The organism is Allobosea sp. GW823-FHT01F03 (genome assembly GCF_058798075.1).
Map to the genome: position 1 here is coordinate 2,014,948 of NZ_CM179505.1, position 16,177 is coordinate 2,031,124.

Sequence of the window (16,177 nt, forward strand, 5' to 3'; positions counted from 1 at the left end):
AAATTGGATTCAATATTCAATTCTTCTAAAGGCGCCTGAAATGATCGCGATCAGCAACAATGAGGGGGGCAGCGGCATCGGTGCGACGGCGCGGGAACTTCTCGGCGGCGCCAGGGCGCTGGACGCGATCGAGGCAGGCGTCCGGCTGGTCGAGGCCGATGAGAGCGTTCGGACGGTCGGGCGCGGTGGCTGGCCGAACCTGCTCGGCGAGGTCGAACTCGACGCATCGGTCATGGATGGTTCGACGCTTCGCACGGGGGCGATCGGGGCGCTCGGCGGCTATCTGCATCCGATCAGCATCGCCCGTCAGGTGATGGAGCGGCTGCCGCATGTGCTCCTGGTCGGGGAGGGCGCGCGGCGCTTCGCCGTCGAGATCGGGGCCGAGGCCGGGGAACTCCTGATGCCGCATGCCCGCACCGCCTGGGCCCGCTGGTTCGCGGACGAGGTCGGCGAGGCCGATCGTGCCGCCTGGCCCGACGTGCCGATGGCCGAGCTCTGCAAACAGGCGATCGACCCGGAGATCGGCCGCGACACCACCGTCTTCCTGGCGCAGGACAAGGCTGGCCATATCGGGGCGGGGACGAGCACCTCCGGCTGGGGCTGGAAATACCCTGGCCGCCTCGGCGACAGCCCGATCATCGGGGCCGGCTCCTATGCCGATACCCGCTACGGCGCCTGCGCCTGCACCGGCGTCGGCGAAATGAGCATCCGGGCCGGCACCGCCCGCGCCGTGGTGCTCTACATGAAGATGGGCATGAGCGTGGAGGAGGCGGTCCATGAGGCCGTCGACGACATGCGCGCCCTGAAGGGCGGATTGATCGGCCGCGTCACCATCCATGCGATCGACGCCGCCGGTGGTCACAAGGTCGTCGCCGTCAACGGCCTGCCGGAGAACCATTACTGGCTCTGGCGTGAAGGCGCGGCCGCGCCCGCCAGCCATCCGGCCGAGATCATCGCGATCAGCGACGACCCCGCACCCAAGCCCACCGCCCACCGGCGCTATGAGCGCCTGGGCCTCTGAAAGCCGAATTCGGCTCGATCACCATCAACCGCAGGAGGAGGAAAGTTCATGTCCCGGATCGGAAAGACCGCGCTGCTGGCGCTGGCCGACTCACTGCTGATCAGCACCGGTGCCCTGGCGCAGACGACGCTGGCGAAGGTCAAGGAGCGCGGCCAGTTGCTCTGCGGCACCAGCACCGGCATTGCCGGTTTCAGCCTCGCCGACGGACAGGGCAAATGGTCGGGGCTCGACGTCGATGTCTGCCGGGCTTTGGCCGCGGCGATCTTCGATGATCCCGGCAAGGTCAACTTCATCCCGCTCGCCAGCAAGGACCGGCTGGTCGCGCTGCAAAGCGGCGAGATCGACGTGCTGCCGCGGACCACGACCTGGACGCTCAGCCGCGACGCCGGCCAGGGCCTCGATTTCACGGCGGTGAACTACTATGACGGCCAGGGTTTCCAGCTGCGCAAGAAGGCCGGCATCAAGTCGGTGAAGGAGCTGGACGGCGCCTCGATCTGCACCGTGCAGGGCACCACCAACGAGCTGAACCTCGCCGATTATTTCCGCGTCAACAAGATGAAGTACGAGGTCGTCGCCTTCCAGGGCATCGACGAGACGGTGAAGGCCTATGAGAGCGGCCGCTGCGACGCGATCTCGACCGACATCTCCCAGCTGGTCTCCTACCGGCTGAAGATGGCCGATCCCGCCGAGCACATCCTGTTGCCGGAGGTGATCTCGAAGGAGCCGATCGGCCCCTATGTCCGCCAGGGCGACGACCAGTGGTTCGACATCGTGCGCTGGACCGTCTTTGCGATGATCAATGCCGAGGAGCTCGGCGTGAGTTCTGCGAATGTCGGCGAGATGCTGAAATCCGACAATCCGGAAGTGCAGCGCCTGCTCGGCGTCGGCACGAAGCTCGGCGAAGGGCTCGGCCTGAGCGCCGATTGGGCGGCGAGGATCGTCCGGCATGTCGGCAATTACGGCGAGTCCTATGAGCGCAATCTCGGCTCCGGCAGCCGCATCAACCTGCCGCGCGGGCTGAACAATCTCTGGTCGAAGGGCGGCATCCAGTTCGCTCCGCCGATCCGCTGATCAGCAGCGATCGCCATCGCCCGGATGCGCTGCCGCACCGGGCGATGGCACTTAGACAAAGCGAAGGCGGCGCTCATGACGATGCGCCGCCTTTCGCAATAACGACTGCCTGCCGGCTATGCGCGTAGGGTTGCGAGGCCGAGCCGGCCGGTGTCAGTGGGTCGACAGCTTCATCATCACCAGACCGGAGACGATGAGGCCGGCGGCGGCGAGGCGCATCGGCGTCGCGGCCTCGCCCAGCACCAGGATACCGACGATGAAAGCACCGACCGCACCGATGCCGGTCCAGATCGTATAGGCCGTGCCGAGCGGCAGGCTGCGCATCGCAAGCGCCAGCAAGGCGAAGCTGCCGATCATGGTGACGAGGGTGATGACGGTCGGCGTGATCTTGGTGAAGCCGTCCGACTGCTTCATGTAGAATGCCCAGACGACTTCGAGGACGCCGGCGACGATGAGATAGAGCCAGGCCATGATCTTCTCCCTTGGAGACGGGCCGGGTCGTCCCAGCGGTTCTGCCCGTCACGGGGGAGGTCGTCCTCGCCCGCTTATGTTGCACCGCGGTAGGACGTTTTCAAGTCACGCCCGCCATGCCGGCCCACGAAAAAGCCGCGGCTCGTAGGAGCCGCGGCCGAATTTTTTGACAAAGGCCGTGCCGCCACGCAGCCCGGACGCAGGGGTCAAGCCCAGGCGCGGGTCTTGAGCTTCTCCTCATAGGCCTCGATCTTGGTCGCCTTTTCCATGGTCAGGCCGATATCGTCGAGGCCGTTGAGCAGGCAGTGCTTGCGGAACGGGTCGATCTCGAAGGTCACCGTGCCGCCGTCGGGTCCCTTGATGGTCTGGCTCTCAAGATCGATGGTCAGCGTCGCGTTCGAGCCGCGATCGGCATCGTCGAACAGCTTGTCGAGGTCCTCCTGCGAGACCTTGATCGGCAGGATGCCGTTCTTGAAGCAGTTATTGTAGAAGATGTCGGCGAAGCTGGTGGAGATCACGCAGCGGATGCCGAAGTCGAGCAGGGCCCAGGGGGCGTGCTCGCGCGACGAGCCGCAGCCGAAATTGTCGCCGGCGACGAGGATCTCCGACTTGCGATAAGCCGGCTGGTTGAGGACGAAGTCCGGGTTCTCCGAGCCGTCCTCCTTGTAGCGCATCTCCGAGAACAGCGCGGTGCCGAGCCCGGTGCGCTTGATCGTCTTCAGATACTGCTTGGGGATGATCATGTCGGTGTCGACATTGATCACCTTCAGCGGGGCGGGCGTCGAGGTCAGGGTGGTGAAGGGCTGCATGGTGGGTACTCCTGTATTCGTGTTCGTTGAAACCGTGTCAGGCAGGCCGATTGACGCTCGGGCGAGTGATGCGCGTGCCTGCCCATATGTCATGTAGAGGTGCGCGCGGCAGGCTGCGGCGAAGCTCAAACGGCCGCCACCAGGCGAGCGCGATGATGAAGGCGGCGAAGATTGTCGGTACCAGCAGCCAGGGGCTGAGGTTGAATGCGCCGATAAGCCAGAACGCTCCAAAGCTCGCCCCCATGATCAAAACGACGGGTATGGAAGCGAATAGGAAACGCAGAATCACGGCTTTCAATCCAGCCTCCTCACCACTTGCTGTTGCGAGTTGAAGCTTCATCAGCTTCATGCCGGGCGTGGCCTGCAGACGCGACGAGAGGAAGATGAAACTCGCAATCAAGAAGAGCGCGAGGCCGACCCAGTCCAGATAGAACGGTGACACCGGGTTGCCATTCGTGCTCACCGGGACGGAGACGCTACGCGTCAACACGATGCCGTTCGGTTGCTTGTCGTGGCGAGCCAGGATGATGACGCGGTTATCGGTGACGCCGAAGCTACGGATGTTGCACTGCGCGGCATTGGTCCAGGCCACATTCGGCATCATCCTGTTCCCCGCGGCCAGTGCTTCCGGGGAGACTTTGGTCGGCTCACAAGCACGAGTACTCACGCCGAACCCGCTCAGGCGCAGCGTATCGCTCGTGCCGCTGGTCACGAGGGTGAAGGCGAGCACAAAAATCAGCGAAGCTGCGACAAAATCGATCGCAACCGCAAAGCTTCGCCGCCAGAACCAGAGCTTTTGTGGCTCAGCCATCCGTCAGCCCGCTGCCTGCTCGATCGCTTCCATGTCGTCGTCGTCGAAGCCGAAATGGTGGCCGATCTCGTGCACCAGGACATGGGTCACGATCGCCCCCAGGCTCTCGTCATGTTCCGCCCAGTAATCGAGGATCGGGCGGCGGTAGAGATGGATGGTGTTGGGCATCTGCCCGGTCTGCGGCGCATAGCCCTGCTGCGGCAGGCCGACGCCGGAGAACAGGCCGAGCAGGTCGAACGGGCTCTCCGCCTCGAGCTCCTTCAGGACATCGTCCTCGGGAAACTCGGTGACGTTGATGATCAGGTCGGCGCAGAGCTTGCGGAAATCCTCAGGCAGGCGGTCATAGGCTGCCTGCGCGAGGATCTCGAACTCGGCGCCCGACGGTGCGCGCACGCCGTCCCAGTCGAGCCCTTGCGAGCTTTCCGCCGGGGCGGAGGCCTTGATCGAGGGAACGCTTGCCATCACCAGATCTTCAATTGGTATCCGAGCCACCAGGACAGGCCGATGAAGGCGATCAGGGAGAGCCCGCGGCCGATACGACGGCCCCAGAGCTCGATCTTGTCGCCTTCCGGCGCGTCCTTGCCGGAGAAATGGTCGGCGGCGCGGCCCATGGACGAACCGAGGAAGCTCTCGGAATCGCGCTTGACGCGGTCCAGGGTCTCCTTGGCTTCGCCAGCACGGGCGGCCTCGCGGGGATCGGTGCTCATGACGTCCTCCCGCGACCGCCTCGCGCTTCAGCCCAGCGTGCGCACGTCGACGAAGTGGCCGGCCAGCGCCGCAGCCGCCGCCATGGCGGGGGAGACGAGGTGGGTACGGCCACGATAGCCCTGCCGGCCCTCGAAATTGCGGTTCGAGGTCGAGGCGGCGCGCTGGCCCGGCTTGAGCTGGTCGGGGTTCATGCCGAGGCACATCGAGCAGCCCGGCTCGCGCCATTCGAAGCCGGCGGCGATCAGGATCTTGTCGATGCCTTCGGCCTCGGCCTGCTGCTTCACCAGGCCCGAGCCCGGCACCACCATGGCGTAGTCCAGGCTGGCATGGATCTTCTTGCCCTCGACGATCTTGGCGACGGCGCGCAGATCCTCGATGCGGCCATTGGTGCAGGAGCCGATCCAGATCACGTCGAGCGGGATGTCGGTCATCTTGGTGCCGGCGGTCAGGCCCATATATTCGAGCGCCCGCTTCTTCGAGGCGCGCTTGACCTCGTCGGCGATCTGCTCGGGATCGGGCACGGCGCCGGCGACCGAGATGACGTCCTCGGGGCTGGTGCCCCAGGAGACGATCGGCGGCAGGTTATTGGCGTCGAGCCTGACGATGCGGTCGAAATGCGCGCCCTCGTCGGAGCGCAGCGTCTCCCAGTAGCGCACGGCCTCGTCCCAGGCGGCGCCCTGCGGCGCCCGCGGCCGGCCCTTGAGATAGGCGAAGGCCTTCTCGTCGGGGGCAACCATGCCGGCGCGCGCGCCGCCCTCGATCGCCATGTTGCAGACGGTCATCCGCCCTTCCATGGTGAGGGCGCGGATGGCGTCGCCGGCATATTCGATCACCGAGCCGGTGCCGCCGGCGGTGCCGATCTCGCCGATGATGGCGAGGGTGATGTCCTTGGCGGTGACGCCCTTGGCCAGCGTGCCGTCCACCTGGACGAGCATGTTCTTGGCCTTCTTCTGGATCAGCGTCTGGGTCGCGAGCACATGCTCGACCTCGGAGGTGCCGATGCCGTGCGCCAGTGCGCCGAAAGCGCCATGCGTCGAGGTGTGGCTGTCGCCGCAGACGATGGTCGTTCCGGGCAGGGTGAAGCCCTGCTCGGGGCCGACGATGTGGACGATGCCCTGGCGGACGTCGAGCTCATCGAAATACAGGACGCCGAATTCCTTGGCGTTCTTGGCCAGAGCCTCGACCTGGATGCGGCTCTCTTCCTCGGCGATACCCTTGCTGCGGTCGGTGGTCGGGATGTTGTGGTCGACGACGGCGAGCGTCTTCTCCGGCGCGTGGACCTTGCGGCCGCTCATGCGCAGCCCCTCGAACGCCTGCGGGCTGGTGACCTCGTGGACCAGATGGCGGTCGATATAGAGAAGGCAGGTGCCGTCGTCCTGGCGGTCGACGACATGGTCCTCGAAAATCTTGTCGTAGAGTGTGGTCGGGGCTTTGGTCGCAGTCATGGGCTTCGTGCCTTCGGTACGGAAATCGAACTGGGCGGCCGGGCGGGCCGGGGCGCGTGAGGCGGGCCTGTCGCCGGCCGGACGGCCGGTCTCAGGCCTGGCTAAGGCCGGCTGCGAGCGAGGCGGTGAAGCGGCCGAAGAAGCGCCAGGGCAGGCGGGCGTGGTCATGCAACGCGGCAAAGCCCTGCGTCGTCGGGAAGCGGCGCGGATTCAGCGTGCGGCGCAGCACGCGCCGGCAACCGTCCTGAATGTGCGGCTTCTTGTTCATGGCGTGGTTCTATCAGTTCCAATCTGCGGCGGCAACGCGAAGCGGTGGCAGGGCGCCCTTGCGGCGGCCGCGTATTGGCGCGCCGAAAGGGCACCGGACAGAAATCGGGGCGCGGACCTGCTCCTGCCGCAAATTTGCTTCCCGATGCGGCCGGACATGCTTTAACGGCTCCGGGTGTTCCGCAACGACAGGCTGCGGCCCGATAATGGCAGGATGACGAGATGGCGCGCTTCTTTCCCTTCATGCTGCTGGCGGTCGTCGCCTACGGCGTCGCGGTCGCCGCCATGGGCGTGCCGCTCTCGCGCGAACTCCTGAATCTTGCGCTGCCGTCCGGCTCGGTCTTCACGCTGACGATGAGCGAGCTCCTGCTCTCGATCTCGACCATCGTGCTGTTCTTCGAGATCATGAACGCGACCAGCGCCAAATCGAGCTCGATCTTCAATCACGGCCTGTCGCTGGTGCTGTTCATCGCCTGCGGGCTGATCTTCCTGTTCGTTCCGGGCTTCGGCACCGGCACTTTCCTGATCATCACGCTGATGTCGCTGGTCGACGTCGTCGCCGGCTATTCGATCAGCATCCTGACGGCGCGGCGCGACATGACCTTCGGCAATCAGGAGTAGGACGTAGTTCCGCCATCGCTCTTTAGGGGGACGCGAGCCGTTGAGCCCTGAAGTCGGACCGGATTTTTTCCGTCATGGTCGGGCTTGTCCCGACCATCCACGTCTTCTCTGCGCGAGAGCGATGCTCAAGACGTGGATGCTCGCCACAAGGGCGAGCATGACGAGCGGGAATTCGGGAGCGGGCTGACGGCTGCGACCTAGAGCTCGCTGCGCAGCTCCCAGAGCTCCGGGAAGAAGGAGCGCTCCAGCGCCGTTCTCAGGAACTTGACGCCGCTGGAGCCGCCGGTGCCGGGCTTGAAGCCGATGATGCGCTCCACCGTCTTCATGTGGCGGAAGCGCCATTGCTGGAACTGGTCCTCGACGTCGACCAGTTCCTCGGCGAGCTCGTAGAGGTCGAAATAGCGATGGGTGTCGCGATAGACCGTGAGCCAGGCCGCGCGCACCGCCGGGTTCGAGACATGGGGCTGGCGCCAGTCGCGCTCCAGGCATTCGGCCGGCACCGGCAGGCCGTGCCGGGCGAGCAGCCGCAAGGCCTCGTCATAGAGGCTCGGCGCCGCCAGCAGCGCTTCGAGATGGGCGTGATGCGCCTCATGGTGCTTGTGCATCGCCAGCATGCGCGGGTCCTTGGCCCCCAGCCGGAATTCGAGGGCGCGGTACTGGTAGGACTGGAAGCCGGAGGATTGGCCGAGCGCGCCGCGGAAGGCGAGATAGTCGGCCGGTGTCATCGTCGAGAGCACGTCCCAGGCGCTGATCAGCTGGGCCTGGATGCGTGAGACCCGCGCCAGCGACTTGAACGCCGGCTGCAATTCGTCGTCGCGAAGCGCGGCGATGGCGCCGTCGAGCTCATGGGTCGCGAGCTTGAGCCAGAGCTCCTGGACCTGGTGGATGGTGATGAACAGCAGTTCGTCGGGGGCGTCGCTGAGCGGCTTCTGCGCCGCGAGCAAGAGGTCGAGACCGAGATAGGAGCCGTAGTCCATCCGGTCCTTGAAATCGGTCGTCATGCCGGGCTCGATCCGGCTGCCCGTGCTGCCTGTATTGCCCGTCATCGCGGCCTCCTTGCCTGCGATCCGGCGCCTTGACGCAAGGTGGGGGCCGGATATTTTAAGTTTAAAGTATTTCGACGGGCGGACAAGCTGCGGCGAGGTTGCGATGACGGTTTCCGGTGAGATTGCTGCGGTGGCGACGCCGGAGACAGGTGCTCCGCCCTTCGACCTTGCTACGGAGTTCTCGCGCTTTCGCCAGAACTGGCCGGAGCGGCTGCATTTCGCGGCGCACAGCCATCATTTCTGGCCGGACGCCACGCGCGCCGCCCATTTGCGCTGCTGGGACGACGCGGCCCGGCTGGTCGACGGCAAATGGGAGGAGGTGCTCGGCCCGGTCTGGCAGCGTGTCGCGCAAGGCATCGCGAAGCATCTGAACCTGCCGGGAACCGACGGGCTCGTGCCGGCGAGCAACACGCATGAATTCGTCAACCGGCTGCTTTCCTGCCTGCCGCGCGAACGCAAGCCCCGTATCCTGACGAGCGATGCCGAGTTCCACTCCTTCCGCCGGCAGGTGGAGCGGCTCGCCGAAGACGGGCTGGTCGAACTCGTCGCGGTGCCGGCCGAGCCCTTCGCGAGCTTGCCGGAGCGGCTGGTCGCAGCGGCAAGAGCCGATGCCGGCATCGACATGGTCTTCGTCAGCCAGGTCCAGTTCAATTCCGGCTATGCGCTGACGAATCTGGACGCGCTGGTCGAGGGCGTCTCGGCGCCCGGTCGCCTCGTCGTCATCGACGGCTATCACGGCTTCCTGGCGCGGCCGACCGATCTCTCCGGCATCGCCGACAAGGCCTTCTACATCGCCGGCGGCTACAAATACGCGATGTCGGGCGAGGGCGCCTGCTTCATGCATTGCCCGCCGGGCTTCGGCATGCGGCCGCGCGACACGGGTTGGTACGCTTCCTTCGGCGCGCTCGCGGGCCCGCAGGGCGAGATCGGCTATGCGCAGAATGGCTGGCGCTTCATGGGCGCGACCTTCGATCCCTCCGGCCTCTACCGCATGGGTGCGGTGTTCGACTGGCTCGACGGCCATGCGCTCGATGCCGCGCAGATCCATGCCCATGCGCTGGCGCTGCAGGCGATCGTTGCCGACGGGCTGGCGCGGCGGCCCTGCGGTGTACTCGCGCTCGAGAATCTCGTCGTGCCGCTGCAGGAAACGGCACGCGGCAACTTCCTGACCTTCCGCCATGCCGATGCGGCTCTCTGGCATGAAAAGCTCAGGCAGGCCGGCATCACCGTCGATTTGCGCGGAGACCGTCTGCGTCTCGGCTTCGGACTCTACCAGAATGCCGCCGATGCCGAAGCCCTGCTCGCGCGGCTGGCGAGCCTCGCCTAGCGCGAGCGCTAGCCAGGGCGGGTGCTCGCAGGCCTTCCCCGAGCGACGCCCTGAAACGCAAAACGCGGCCCCGAGGGACCGCGTTCCGTCATATTTCAGGCTGCGGGGCTTACTTGCCGCCGTTCTTGGCACCCTTGGTGCCCTTGGCCTCGACGCGCTCGGCGATACGGGCCGACTTGCCGCGACGATCGCGCAGGTAATACAGCTTGGCGCGGCGAACCTTGCCCTTGCGGACGACCTTGATCGAGTCGAGGTTCGGCGAATAGAGCGGGAAGACGCGCTCGACGCCCTCGCCATAGGAAATCTTGCGGACGGTGAAGCTCTCGTTGAGGCCGCCGCCATTGCGGGCGATGCAGACGCCCTCATAGGCCTGGACGCGGCTGCGCTCGCCTTCCTTGACCTTGACGTTGACCTGCACGGTGTCGCCGGGCTGGAAATGCGGGATTTCCTTGCTCTGGGCGAGCTTGGCGATCTGCTCCTGGTCGAGCTGCTCGATGATGTTCATGGGTCTCTCCATGGCCGTGTTCGCGCTGAGCGCGGGCGTTACGGCTCGCTGTTTTCAGTTGAGAGCGCGGCCATACAGGAGCGTGGCGGGTTTGTCGAGATGGCGGCGGTGCCGCAGGCGGCATGAAACGGCCGCGCTTGTGACAGGGCTTGCGCGAGAATAGCAGAATCGGATGCGGTGAGCCACGGGTGGCGGTGCGACGGGGTAGAGCAGAGTGGCGGATATCGTGAGCTACGCCTCCCTGTTCACGCTGCTGGTCGGGCTGGTTGCCGGCGTCGTCAGCGGCGTGGTCGGGACCGGTTCGTCGATCATGCTGCTGCCGGTGCTAGTCTGGTCCTTCGGGCCGAAGCAGGCGGTGCCGATCATGGCCGTCGCTGCGGTGATGGCGAATCTCGCGCGTGTCCTCGCCTGGTGGCGCGAGGTCGACTGGCGCGCCTTCCTGGCCTATGCGCTGCCCGGCATTCCGGCGGCGATGCTGGGCGCGAGCACGCTGCTGCGCCTACCCTCGGCCGCGATCGATATCGGGCTCGGCCTGTTCTTCCTCGCGATGATTCCCGGCCGGCGTTGGCTCGAGGCGCGGCGGATCAGGCTCTCGCTCGGGCAGCTCGGCTTGGCTGGAGCCGTGATCGGCTTCTTGACCGGGCTCGTGCTCTCGACCGGCCCGCTCAGCATCCCCGCCTTCATGGCCTATGGGCTGACCAAGGGGGCGCTGCTCTCGACCGAGGCCGCGACCTCGCTGTTCATCTACGTCACCAAGGTCGCGACCTTCCGCTCGCTCGGCGCGATGCCGCTCGCCATCCTCGCCAAGGGACTGATCGTCGGGGCCTCGCTGATGCTCGGCACCTTCGCCGGCAAGGCGCTGGTGATGCGCATGGACCGAGGGACCTTCCAGCTCCTGCTCGACGGCATGATGCTGTTCTCGGGGCTCTTCCTGATCGCAGCCGCTTTCCGCTGATTGCAGCGCCGGCAACCGGCGCACACGCTTCCGGCCGGCGCTCGCCGGTTGTAAGGAGGGCGAAAGGCCCGTCGTCCGGAGTTCAGTGAAATGTCGGATAGCTCGATCAGGACCGTTCTCGTCACCGGCGCGGCGCGCGGCATTGGGCTGGCGACGGTCAAGCGCTTCCTCGCCGACAACTGGCGCGTCGCCCTGCTCGACATCGACGCGCATGGCCTCGGCGAAGCGATGGCGCAGCTTGATGCGCCGACGGTGACGCTGTCGCTGGTCTGCGACGTTGCCGATCCCGCCGGGGTCGCGGCGGCTGTCGACGCGACGGTCGAGCGCTTCGACCGGCTCGACGCCCTCGTCAACAATGCCGGGACGGCGGTGTTCAAGCCATTGCTCGAGACCACCCATCAGGAATGGCAGCGCGTGCTCGACGTCAACCTGACCGGGCCGTTCCTGACCACCCAGTCCGCCGCTCCGGCGATGGCCGACAATGGCGGCGGTGCGATCGTCAACATCACCTCGATCTCGGGCCTGCGGGCCTCGACGCTGCGGGTCGCCTACGGCACCAGCAAGGCGGCGCTCGCCCATCTCACCAAGCAGCAGGCGGCAGAGCTCGCCGGGCTCGGCATTCGCGTCAACGCGGTCGCGCCCGGCCCGGTCGAGACCGCCATGGCCAAGGCGGTGCATTCGCCGGAGATCCGCGCCGACTATCACGACGCGATCCCGCTCGCCCGCTACGGGCTGGAGGAGGAGCTCGCCGAGGCGATCTTCTTCCTGTGCAGCGACAAGGCGAGTTACATCACCGGCCAGGTGCTCGCCGTCGATGGCGGCTTCGACGCGGTCGGCATCGGCCTGCCGACCCTGCGCGGGCAGCGACGCAACCGCTGAGCCGCGAGCTAGCAGCCGCGACAACATTCTCCTTGCGCGCGCCCGCATTCGGCGCGAACCTTCGGCTCGACATCCCTCTTCGACGGCCGCCCGACCCTGTCGGGCCCGAGCGACCGCCGCCTTCCCGGCGTGGGCGCTTTCCGGTCCCGCCGGTTTTCCGCCGCCGGGAGCGGGGGGCCTTCGGCCTTGATGCCCTCACGCGGCCATAACCGAAGGAGGACGACATGGCTGCGGCTCCCGCCAATGGAGGAACTTCGTCCGGGGTCAGAGCCAGGGGGCCACGATGCATCGCCATCGTCGGCCCCTTCCAGAGCGGCAAGACCAGCCTGTTCGAAAGCATCCTGGAACGCTGCGGCGCCGTCTCGCGCGCTGGCTCGGTCAAAACCCGCAACAGCGTCGGCGACGCCTCGGCAGAGGCCCGCGCCCATCAGATGAGCACGGAGCCGAACGTCGCTACCGTCGATTTCCTCGGTGAACGCTTCACCTTCGTCGACTGTCCCGGCTCGGTCGAGTTCCTGCACGAAATGCGCCATGTCCTGACGGCGGTCGATGCCGCGGTCGTGGTCTGCGAGGCGGATGATCGCAAGGCACCCGCGCTGGAACTGGTGCTGCGCGAGCTCGAGGAAGCCGACATCCCGCGCTTCCTGTTCCTGAACAAGATCGACACCGCGACGCGCCGGGTCCGCGAGACGCTTGCGCTGCTGCAGCGCGCCTCGCGCACGCCGCTGCTGCTGCGGCAGATCCCGATCTGGCGCAACGGCATTGCGGTCGGCTTCATCGACCTGGCTCTGGAGCGCGCCTTCGTCTACCGCGAGCATGCGCCGAGCGAGGTGGTGCCGCTCGCAGCCGAAGAGATCGAACGGGAACGTGACGCCCGCTTCTCGATGCTCGAAAAGCTCGCCGATTACGACGACACCCTGATGGAGGATCTGCTCGGCGACATCGAGCCGCCGCGCGACCTGATCTTCGACGATCTCGCCCGCGAGCTCCGGGAACGCCATGTCGTGCCGGTGCTGATCGGTGCGGCGGAGCGCGGCAATGGCGTGACCCGCCTGCTCAAGGCGCTCCGGCACGAGGCGCCGGGGCTGGAGACGACGCGTGGTCGCATCGGGGTGGTCGAAGGCGGTGCGGCGCTCGGCCTGGTGATGAAGACCTGGCATTCCGGTCAGGGCGGCAAACTCTCGCTCGCCCGCGTGCTGCGCGGCCGGCTTTCCGAGGGGGACATGGTGACGTCCTCGGCCGGCAACGAGGCCCGGATCGGCGGCGTGCTCGAGCTGAAGGGGGCCGAGCAGTCGCGCCTGCAGGCGGCCGAGGAGGGTGAGGTCGCGGCGTTCTCGCGGCTCGAAGGCGTGCGCACCGGCGATGCGATCGCCGCCGGCAAGGTCAGGCCGGACGCGATCAGCGCGGTTGCGCCGCCCGAGCCGGTGCATGCGCTGGCAGTGACGGTGAAGGAGCGCAAGGACGATGTCCGGCTGGCCGCGGCGCTGGCCCGGCTGATCGAGGAGGATACCGGGCTGAGCCTGCAGCATCTCTCCGAGTTCGGCGAGATGCGTCTTTCCGGCCAGGGCGAGATGCATTTGCGGGTCGCGCTGGAACGGCTCTCGGGACGCTATGGCGTCTCCGTCGAGAGTGCTGCCACGGAAGTCGGCTATCGCGAGAGCATTCGTGGCAAGGCAAGCGCGCGGGGCCGGCATCGCAAGCAGAGCGGTGGCCATGGCCAGTTCGGCGACGTCGTATTGGAGGTCGCGCCGCTGCCGCGCGGCGAAGGTGTCCGCTTCGTCGACCGGATCACCGGTGGGGTCGTGCCGCGCCAGTACATCTCCTCGGTCGAGGCCGGAGTGCGCGATTTCTGCCAGCGCGGGCCGCTCGGCTTTCCGCTGGTCGATATCGAGGTGACCCTGACCGACGGCTCCTATCACACCGTCGATTCCTCCGACATGGCGTTCCGCCAGGCGGCCCGCATCGCGATGAGCGAGGCCTGCCCGCAGGCGAAGCCGGTGCTGCTCGAGCCGATCCTGGCGGTCGAGATCGTCATCCCCTCGGATGCGATGTCGCGCGCCTCGGCGTTGGTCTCGGCGCGGCGGGGGCAGATCGTCGGCTATGACGCCCGGCCGGGCTGGCGTGGCTGGGACCAGATCAATGCCCAGGTGCCGGAGGCGGAAATGGCGGGGCTGATCGTCGAGCTGCGCTCGGCGACGTCCGGCGTCGGCTCGTTCAGCGCCCGCTTCGACCATCTCGCCGAACTCGCCGGCAAACCGGCCGATGCGGTGGTCGCGGCGCAGGCCATGGCGCAGGCGCGATAATCCGGTTGCGGCGAATAAGTTTATACATAAACTATCTGTGGCGAGGCCGCGGCGGGTGCTTGCACCCGCCGCAAGCATTTCGCAGTGTAGCAAGGCCATGAGAAGAGACGGTTTTCCGCCGCCGAAATGGCTGGGCGAGCCGCCTCGGGAGAGCTCCGCAAGCCCGGCGACAGGGTAAGGAGCGGTAAGGGAGGACGATGATGAGCGCGATGACCGCCGCGGGCACCGGTTCGGACCTGCGGCCCTGGCTGGCCCATTATCCGGCAGCGGTGCCGGCCGAAATCGATCCGGCCGCGCCAGGGACCCTGGCCGAGCTGATCCGCCTGGCCTGCGAGCGCTATCCGCAGCGCGAGGCCTTCGAGAGCTTCGGCAAGAATCTGACCTATGCCGAGATCGGGCGTGCGGCGCGGGCATTCTGCGCCTGGCTGCAGGGGCAGGGCTTCCGGAAGGGCGACCGGATCGCGCTGATGATGCCGAACATCCTCGCTTATCCGGCGACGATCTTCGGCGCACTGCTCGGCGGCTACACCGTCGTCAACGTCAATCCGCTCTACACGGCGCGCGAGCTGACGCATCAGCTGACCGATTCGGGCGCCCGCGCCCTGGTGGTGATCGAGAATTTCGCGCATGTCGTCGAGGAGGCGCGCCCGCATCTGAAACTCGACGCGATCGTCGTGGCGACGGCCGGCGACCTGATGGGCTTCAAGGGCACAATCGTCAATTTCGTCGCTCGCAAGATCAAGAAGGTGGTGAAGCCTTTCACCTTGCCGGGCTCTTTCCAGCTCAAGGCGATCCTGGCCGGTCCCGCCACCATGGCGCCGGTGACCGTGGTGCCCGACGACATCGCCTTCCTGCAATATACCGGCGGCACCACCGGTGTCGCCAAGGGCGCGATGCTGACCCACCGGAACGTCGCGGCCAATGTCGAGCAGGCCCGGCTCTGGCTGGGCTGGGCGATCGAGCCACCGCTCGGACGCAGCGACTATCAGCACGTCATGGTCACGGCACTGCCGCTCTACCACATCTTCGCGCTGACCTGCTGCTGCCTGTTCATGCTGCGCATCGGCGCCAAGGGGCTGCTGATCGCCAATCCGCGCGACATCGCCGGCTTCATCAAGACGCTGAAGGCGAGCCGGTTCACGCTCTTCTCCGGGGTCAATACCCTCTACAATGCGCTCGGCAACCATCCCGACATCGGCAAGGTCGATTTCTCGGAGCTGCGCTTCTCGGTCGCCGGCGGCATGGCGACGCAAGCGATCGTCGCCAAGCGCTGGCGCGAGGTGACCGGCAAGCCGATCATCGAGGGCTATGGCCTCTCCGAGACTTCGCCGATGGCCTCGGTCAACCGGCCCGACATCAGCGAGTTCACCGGTACGATCGGTTTCCCGCTGCCCTCGACCGACATCGTGATCCGCAATGCCGACGGCAACGAGACGCCGCTGGGCGAACCCGGCGAGATCTGCATTCGCGGACCGCAGGTGATGTCAGGCTATTGGAAGCGGCCGGACGAGACGGCCAAGGTGATGACGCCGGACGGCTATTTCCGCTCGGGGGACATCGGCGTCATGCTGCCCGACGGTCAGGTCAAGATCGTCGACCGGATGAAGGACATGATCCTAGTCTCGGGTTTCAACGTCTATCCGAACGAGGTCGAGGACGTGCTTGCGGCCCATCCGGGCGTGCTCGAAGCGGCGGTGATCGGCCTGCCCGACGAGCATTCCGGCGAATCCGTTGCCGCCTTCGTGGTGAAGAAGGATCCGGCGCTGACGGCCGAGGCATTGCGCGGCTTCTGCAAGGACAGCCTGACCGGCTACAAGGTGCCCAGGCAGATCATCTTCCGCGACAGCTTGCCGAAGACCAATGTCGGCAAGGTGCTGCGCCGGGCGCTGCGCGAAGAGGTCGCCGCCTCGGCGAAAAAGGGCTGAGGCGCGGCGCCCC

The 16,177-nt window shown here is 66.6% G+C and carries 17 protein-coding genes; 8 read left to right on the plus strand and 9 right to left on the minus strand.

The window, feature by feature from the left end; all coding sequences use genetic code 11:
- The first annotated feature begins 40 nt into the window (after positions 1-40).
- A complete protein-coding gene (locus AC3RCC_RS09415; protein WP_492258259.1) occupies positions 41-1,021 on the plus strand; it encodes a glycosylasparaginase in 981 nt (326 codons plus the stop codon).
- Between the two features lie 48 nt (positions 1,022-1,069).
- The gene (locus AC3RCC_RS09420; RefSeq protein ID WP_492258260.1) at positions 1,070-2,092 is read left to right on the plus strand and encodes an amino acid ABC transporter substrate-binding protein; all 1,023 of its coding nucleotides are present in this window, start codon (positions 1,070-1,072) and stop codon (positions 2,090-2,092) included.
- 153 nt (positions 2,093-2,245) lie between these two features.
- Here the strand turns inward: AC3RCC_RS09420 and sugE are convergent, their stop codons facing one another.
- The 7 genes from sugE to AC3RCC_RS09455 all read right to left on the minus strand — a co-directional run bounded on the left by sugE (position 2,246) and on the right by AC3RCC_RS09455 (position 6,604).
- Positions 2,246-2,563, minus strand: a complete 318-nt coding sequence (gene sugE, locus AC3RCC_RS09425; RefSeq protein WP_291638806.1) for a quaternary ammonium compound efflux SMR transporter SugE — start codon at positions 2,561-2,563, stop codon at positions 2,246-2,248.
- Positions 2,564-2,769: 206 nt separating this feature from the next.
- The gene (gene leuD, locus AC3RCC_RS09430; RefSeq protein ID WP_492258261.1) at positions 2,770-3,372 is read right to left on the minus strand and encodes a 3-isopropylmalate dehydratase small subunit; all 603 of its coding nucleotides are present in this window, start codon (positions 3,370-3,372) and stop codon (positions 2,770-2,772) included.
- A gap of 37 nt (positions 3,373-3,409) precedes the next feature.
- Complete coding sequence (locus AC3RCC_RS09435; protein ID WP_492258262.1) at positions 3,410-4,183, minus strand: RDD family protein; 774 nt, start codon at positions 4,181-4,183, stop codon at positions 3,410-3,412.
- Positions 4,184-4,186: 3 nt separating this feature from the next.
- Positions 4,187-4,645 carry a metallopeptidase family protein gene (locus AC3RCC_RS09440; RefSeq protein ID WP_492258263.1) on the minus strand — a complete coding sequence of 153 codons (459 nt, stop codon included), beginning with the start codon at positions 4,643-4,645 and terminating at the stop codon, positions 4,187-4,189.
- Positions 4,645-4,890 carry a hypothetical protein gene (locus AC3RCC_RS09445; RefSeq protein ID WP_291647301.1) on the minus strand — a complete coding sequence of 82 codons (246 nt, stop codon included), beginning with the start codon at positions 4,888-4,890 and terminating at the stop codon, positions 4,645-4,647. The genes AC3RCC_RS09440 and AC3RCC_RS09445 overlap by 1 nt, the downstream gene beginning before the upstream one ends.
- A 27-nt stretch (positions 4,891-4,917) precedes the next feature.
- Positions 4,918-6,336, minus strand: a complete 1,419-nt coding sequence (leuC, locus tag AC3RCC_RS09450) for a 3-isopropylmalate dehydratase large subunit (RefSeq protein ID WP_291638810.1) — start codon at positions 6,334-6,336, stop codon at positions 4,918-4,920.
- Positions 6,337-6,427: 91 nt separating this feature from the next.
- Entirely contained in the window at positions 6,428-6,604 is a 177-nt protein-coding gene (locus tag AC3RCC_RS09455; protein ID WP_291638811.1) for a hypothetical protein, read from the minus strand.
- Between the two features lie 221 nt (positions 6,605-6,825).
- Here AC3RCC_RS09455 and AC3RCC_RS09460 point away from each other — a divergent pair, with 221 nt between their 5' ends.
- On the plus strand, positions 6,826-7,224 hold the full coding sequence (locus AC3RCC_RS09460) for a hypothetical protein (RefSeq protein ID WP_291638812.1): 399 nt from the start codon (positions 6,826-6,828) through the stop codon (positions 7,222-7,224).
- Between the two features lie 197 nt (positions 7,225-7,421).
- Here the strand turns inward: AC3RCC_RS09460 and kynA are convergent, their stop codons facing one another.
- Positions 7,422-8,270 (minus strand): tryptophan 2,3-dioxygenase, encoded by an 849-nt coding sequence (kynA, locus tag AC3RCC_RS09465; protein ID WP_291638813.1) that lies wholly within the window; start codon positions 8,268-8,270, stop codon positions 7,422-7,424.
- 103 nt (positions 8,271-8,373) lie between these two features.
- On the opposite strand from kynA, the gene AC3RCC_RS09470 reads away from it, so the two are divergent.
- Positions 8,374-9,597: an aminotransferase class V-fold PLP-dependent enzyme gene (locus AC3RCC_RS09470; RefSeq protein ID WP_291647303.1), complete on the plus strand. Its 1,224-nt coding sequence runs from the start codon at positions 8,374-8,376 to the stop codon at positions 9,595-9,597.
- Positions 9,598-9,706: 109 nt separating this feature from the next.
- Here the strand turns inward: AC3RCC_RS09470 and rplS are convergent, their stop codons facing one another.
- Positions 9,707-10,102: a 50S ribosomal protein L19 gene (gene rplS, locus AC3RCC_RS09475; RefSeq protein WP_291638815.1), complete on the minus strand. Its 396-nt coding sequence runs from the start codon at positions 10,100-10,102 to the stop codon at positions 9,707-9,709.
- 226 nt (positions 10,103-10,328) lie between these two features.
- On the opposite strand from rplS, the gene AC3RCC_RS09480 reads away from it, so the two are divergent.
- The 4 genes from AC3RCC_RS09480 to AC3RCC_RS09495 all read left to right on the plus strand — a co-directional run bounded on the left by AC3RCC_RS09480 (position 10,329) and on the right by AC3RCC_RS09495 (position 16,164).
- Entirely contained in the window at positions 10,329-11,057 is a 729-nt protein-coding gene (locus AC3RCC_RS09480; RefSeq protein WP_492258264.1) for a sulfite exporter TauE/SafE family protein, read from the plus strand.
- A 90-nt stretch (positions 11,058-11,147) separates the two neighbouring features.
- Complete coding sequence (locus AC3RCC_RS09485) at positions 11,148-11,936, plus strand: SDR family NAD(P)-dependent oxidoreductase (RefSeq protein ID WP_492258265.1); 789 nt, start codon at positions 11,148-11,150, stop codon at positions 11,934-11,936.
- A gap of 224 nt (positions 11,937-12,160) precedes the next feature.
- Positions 12,161-14,239 (plus strand): elongation factor G, encoded by a 2,079-nt coding sequence (locus AC3RCC_RS09490; RefSeq protein WP_291638818.1) that lies wholly within the window; start codon positions 12,161-12,163, stop codon positions 14,237-14,239.
- A gap of 209 nt (positions 14,240-14,448) precedes the next feature.
- Positions 14,449-16,164 carry an AMP-binding protein gene (locus AC3RCC_RS09495; protein WP_492258772.1) on the plus strand — a complete coding sequence of 572 codons (1,716 nt, stop codon included), beginning with the start codon at positions 14,449-14,451 and terminating at the stop codon, positions 16,162-16,164.
- Positions 16,165-16,177: the final 13 nt, after the last annotated feature.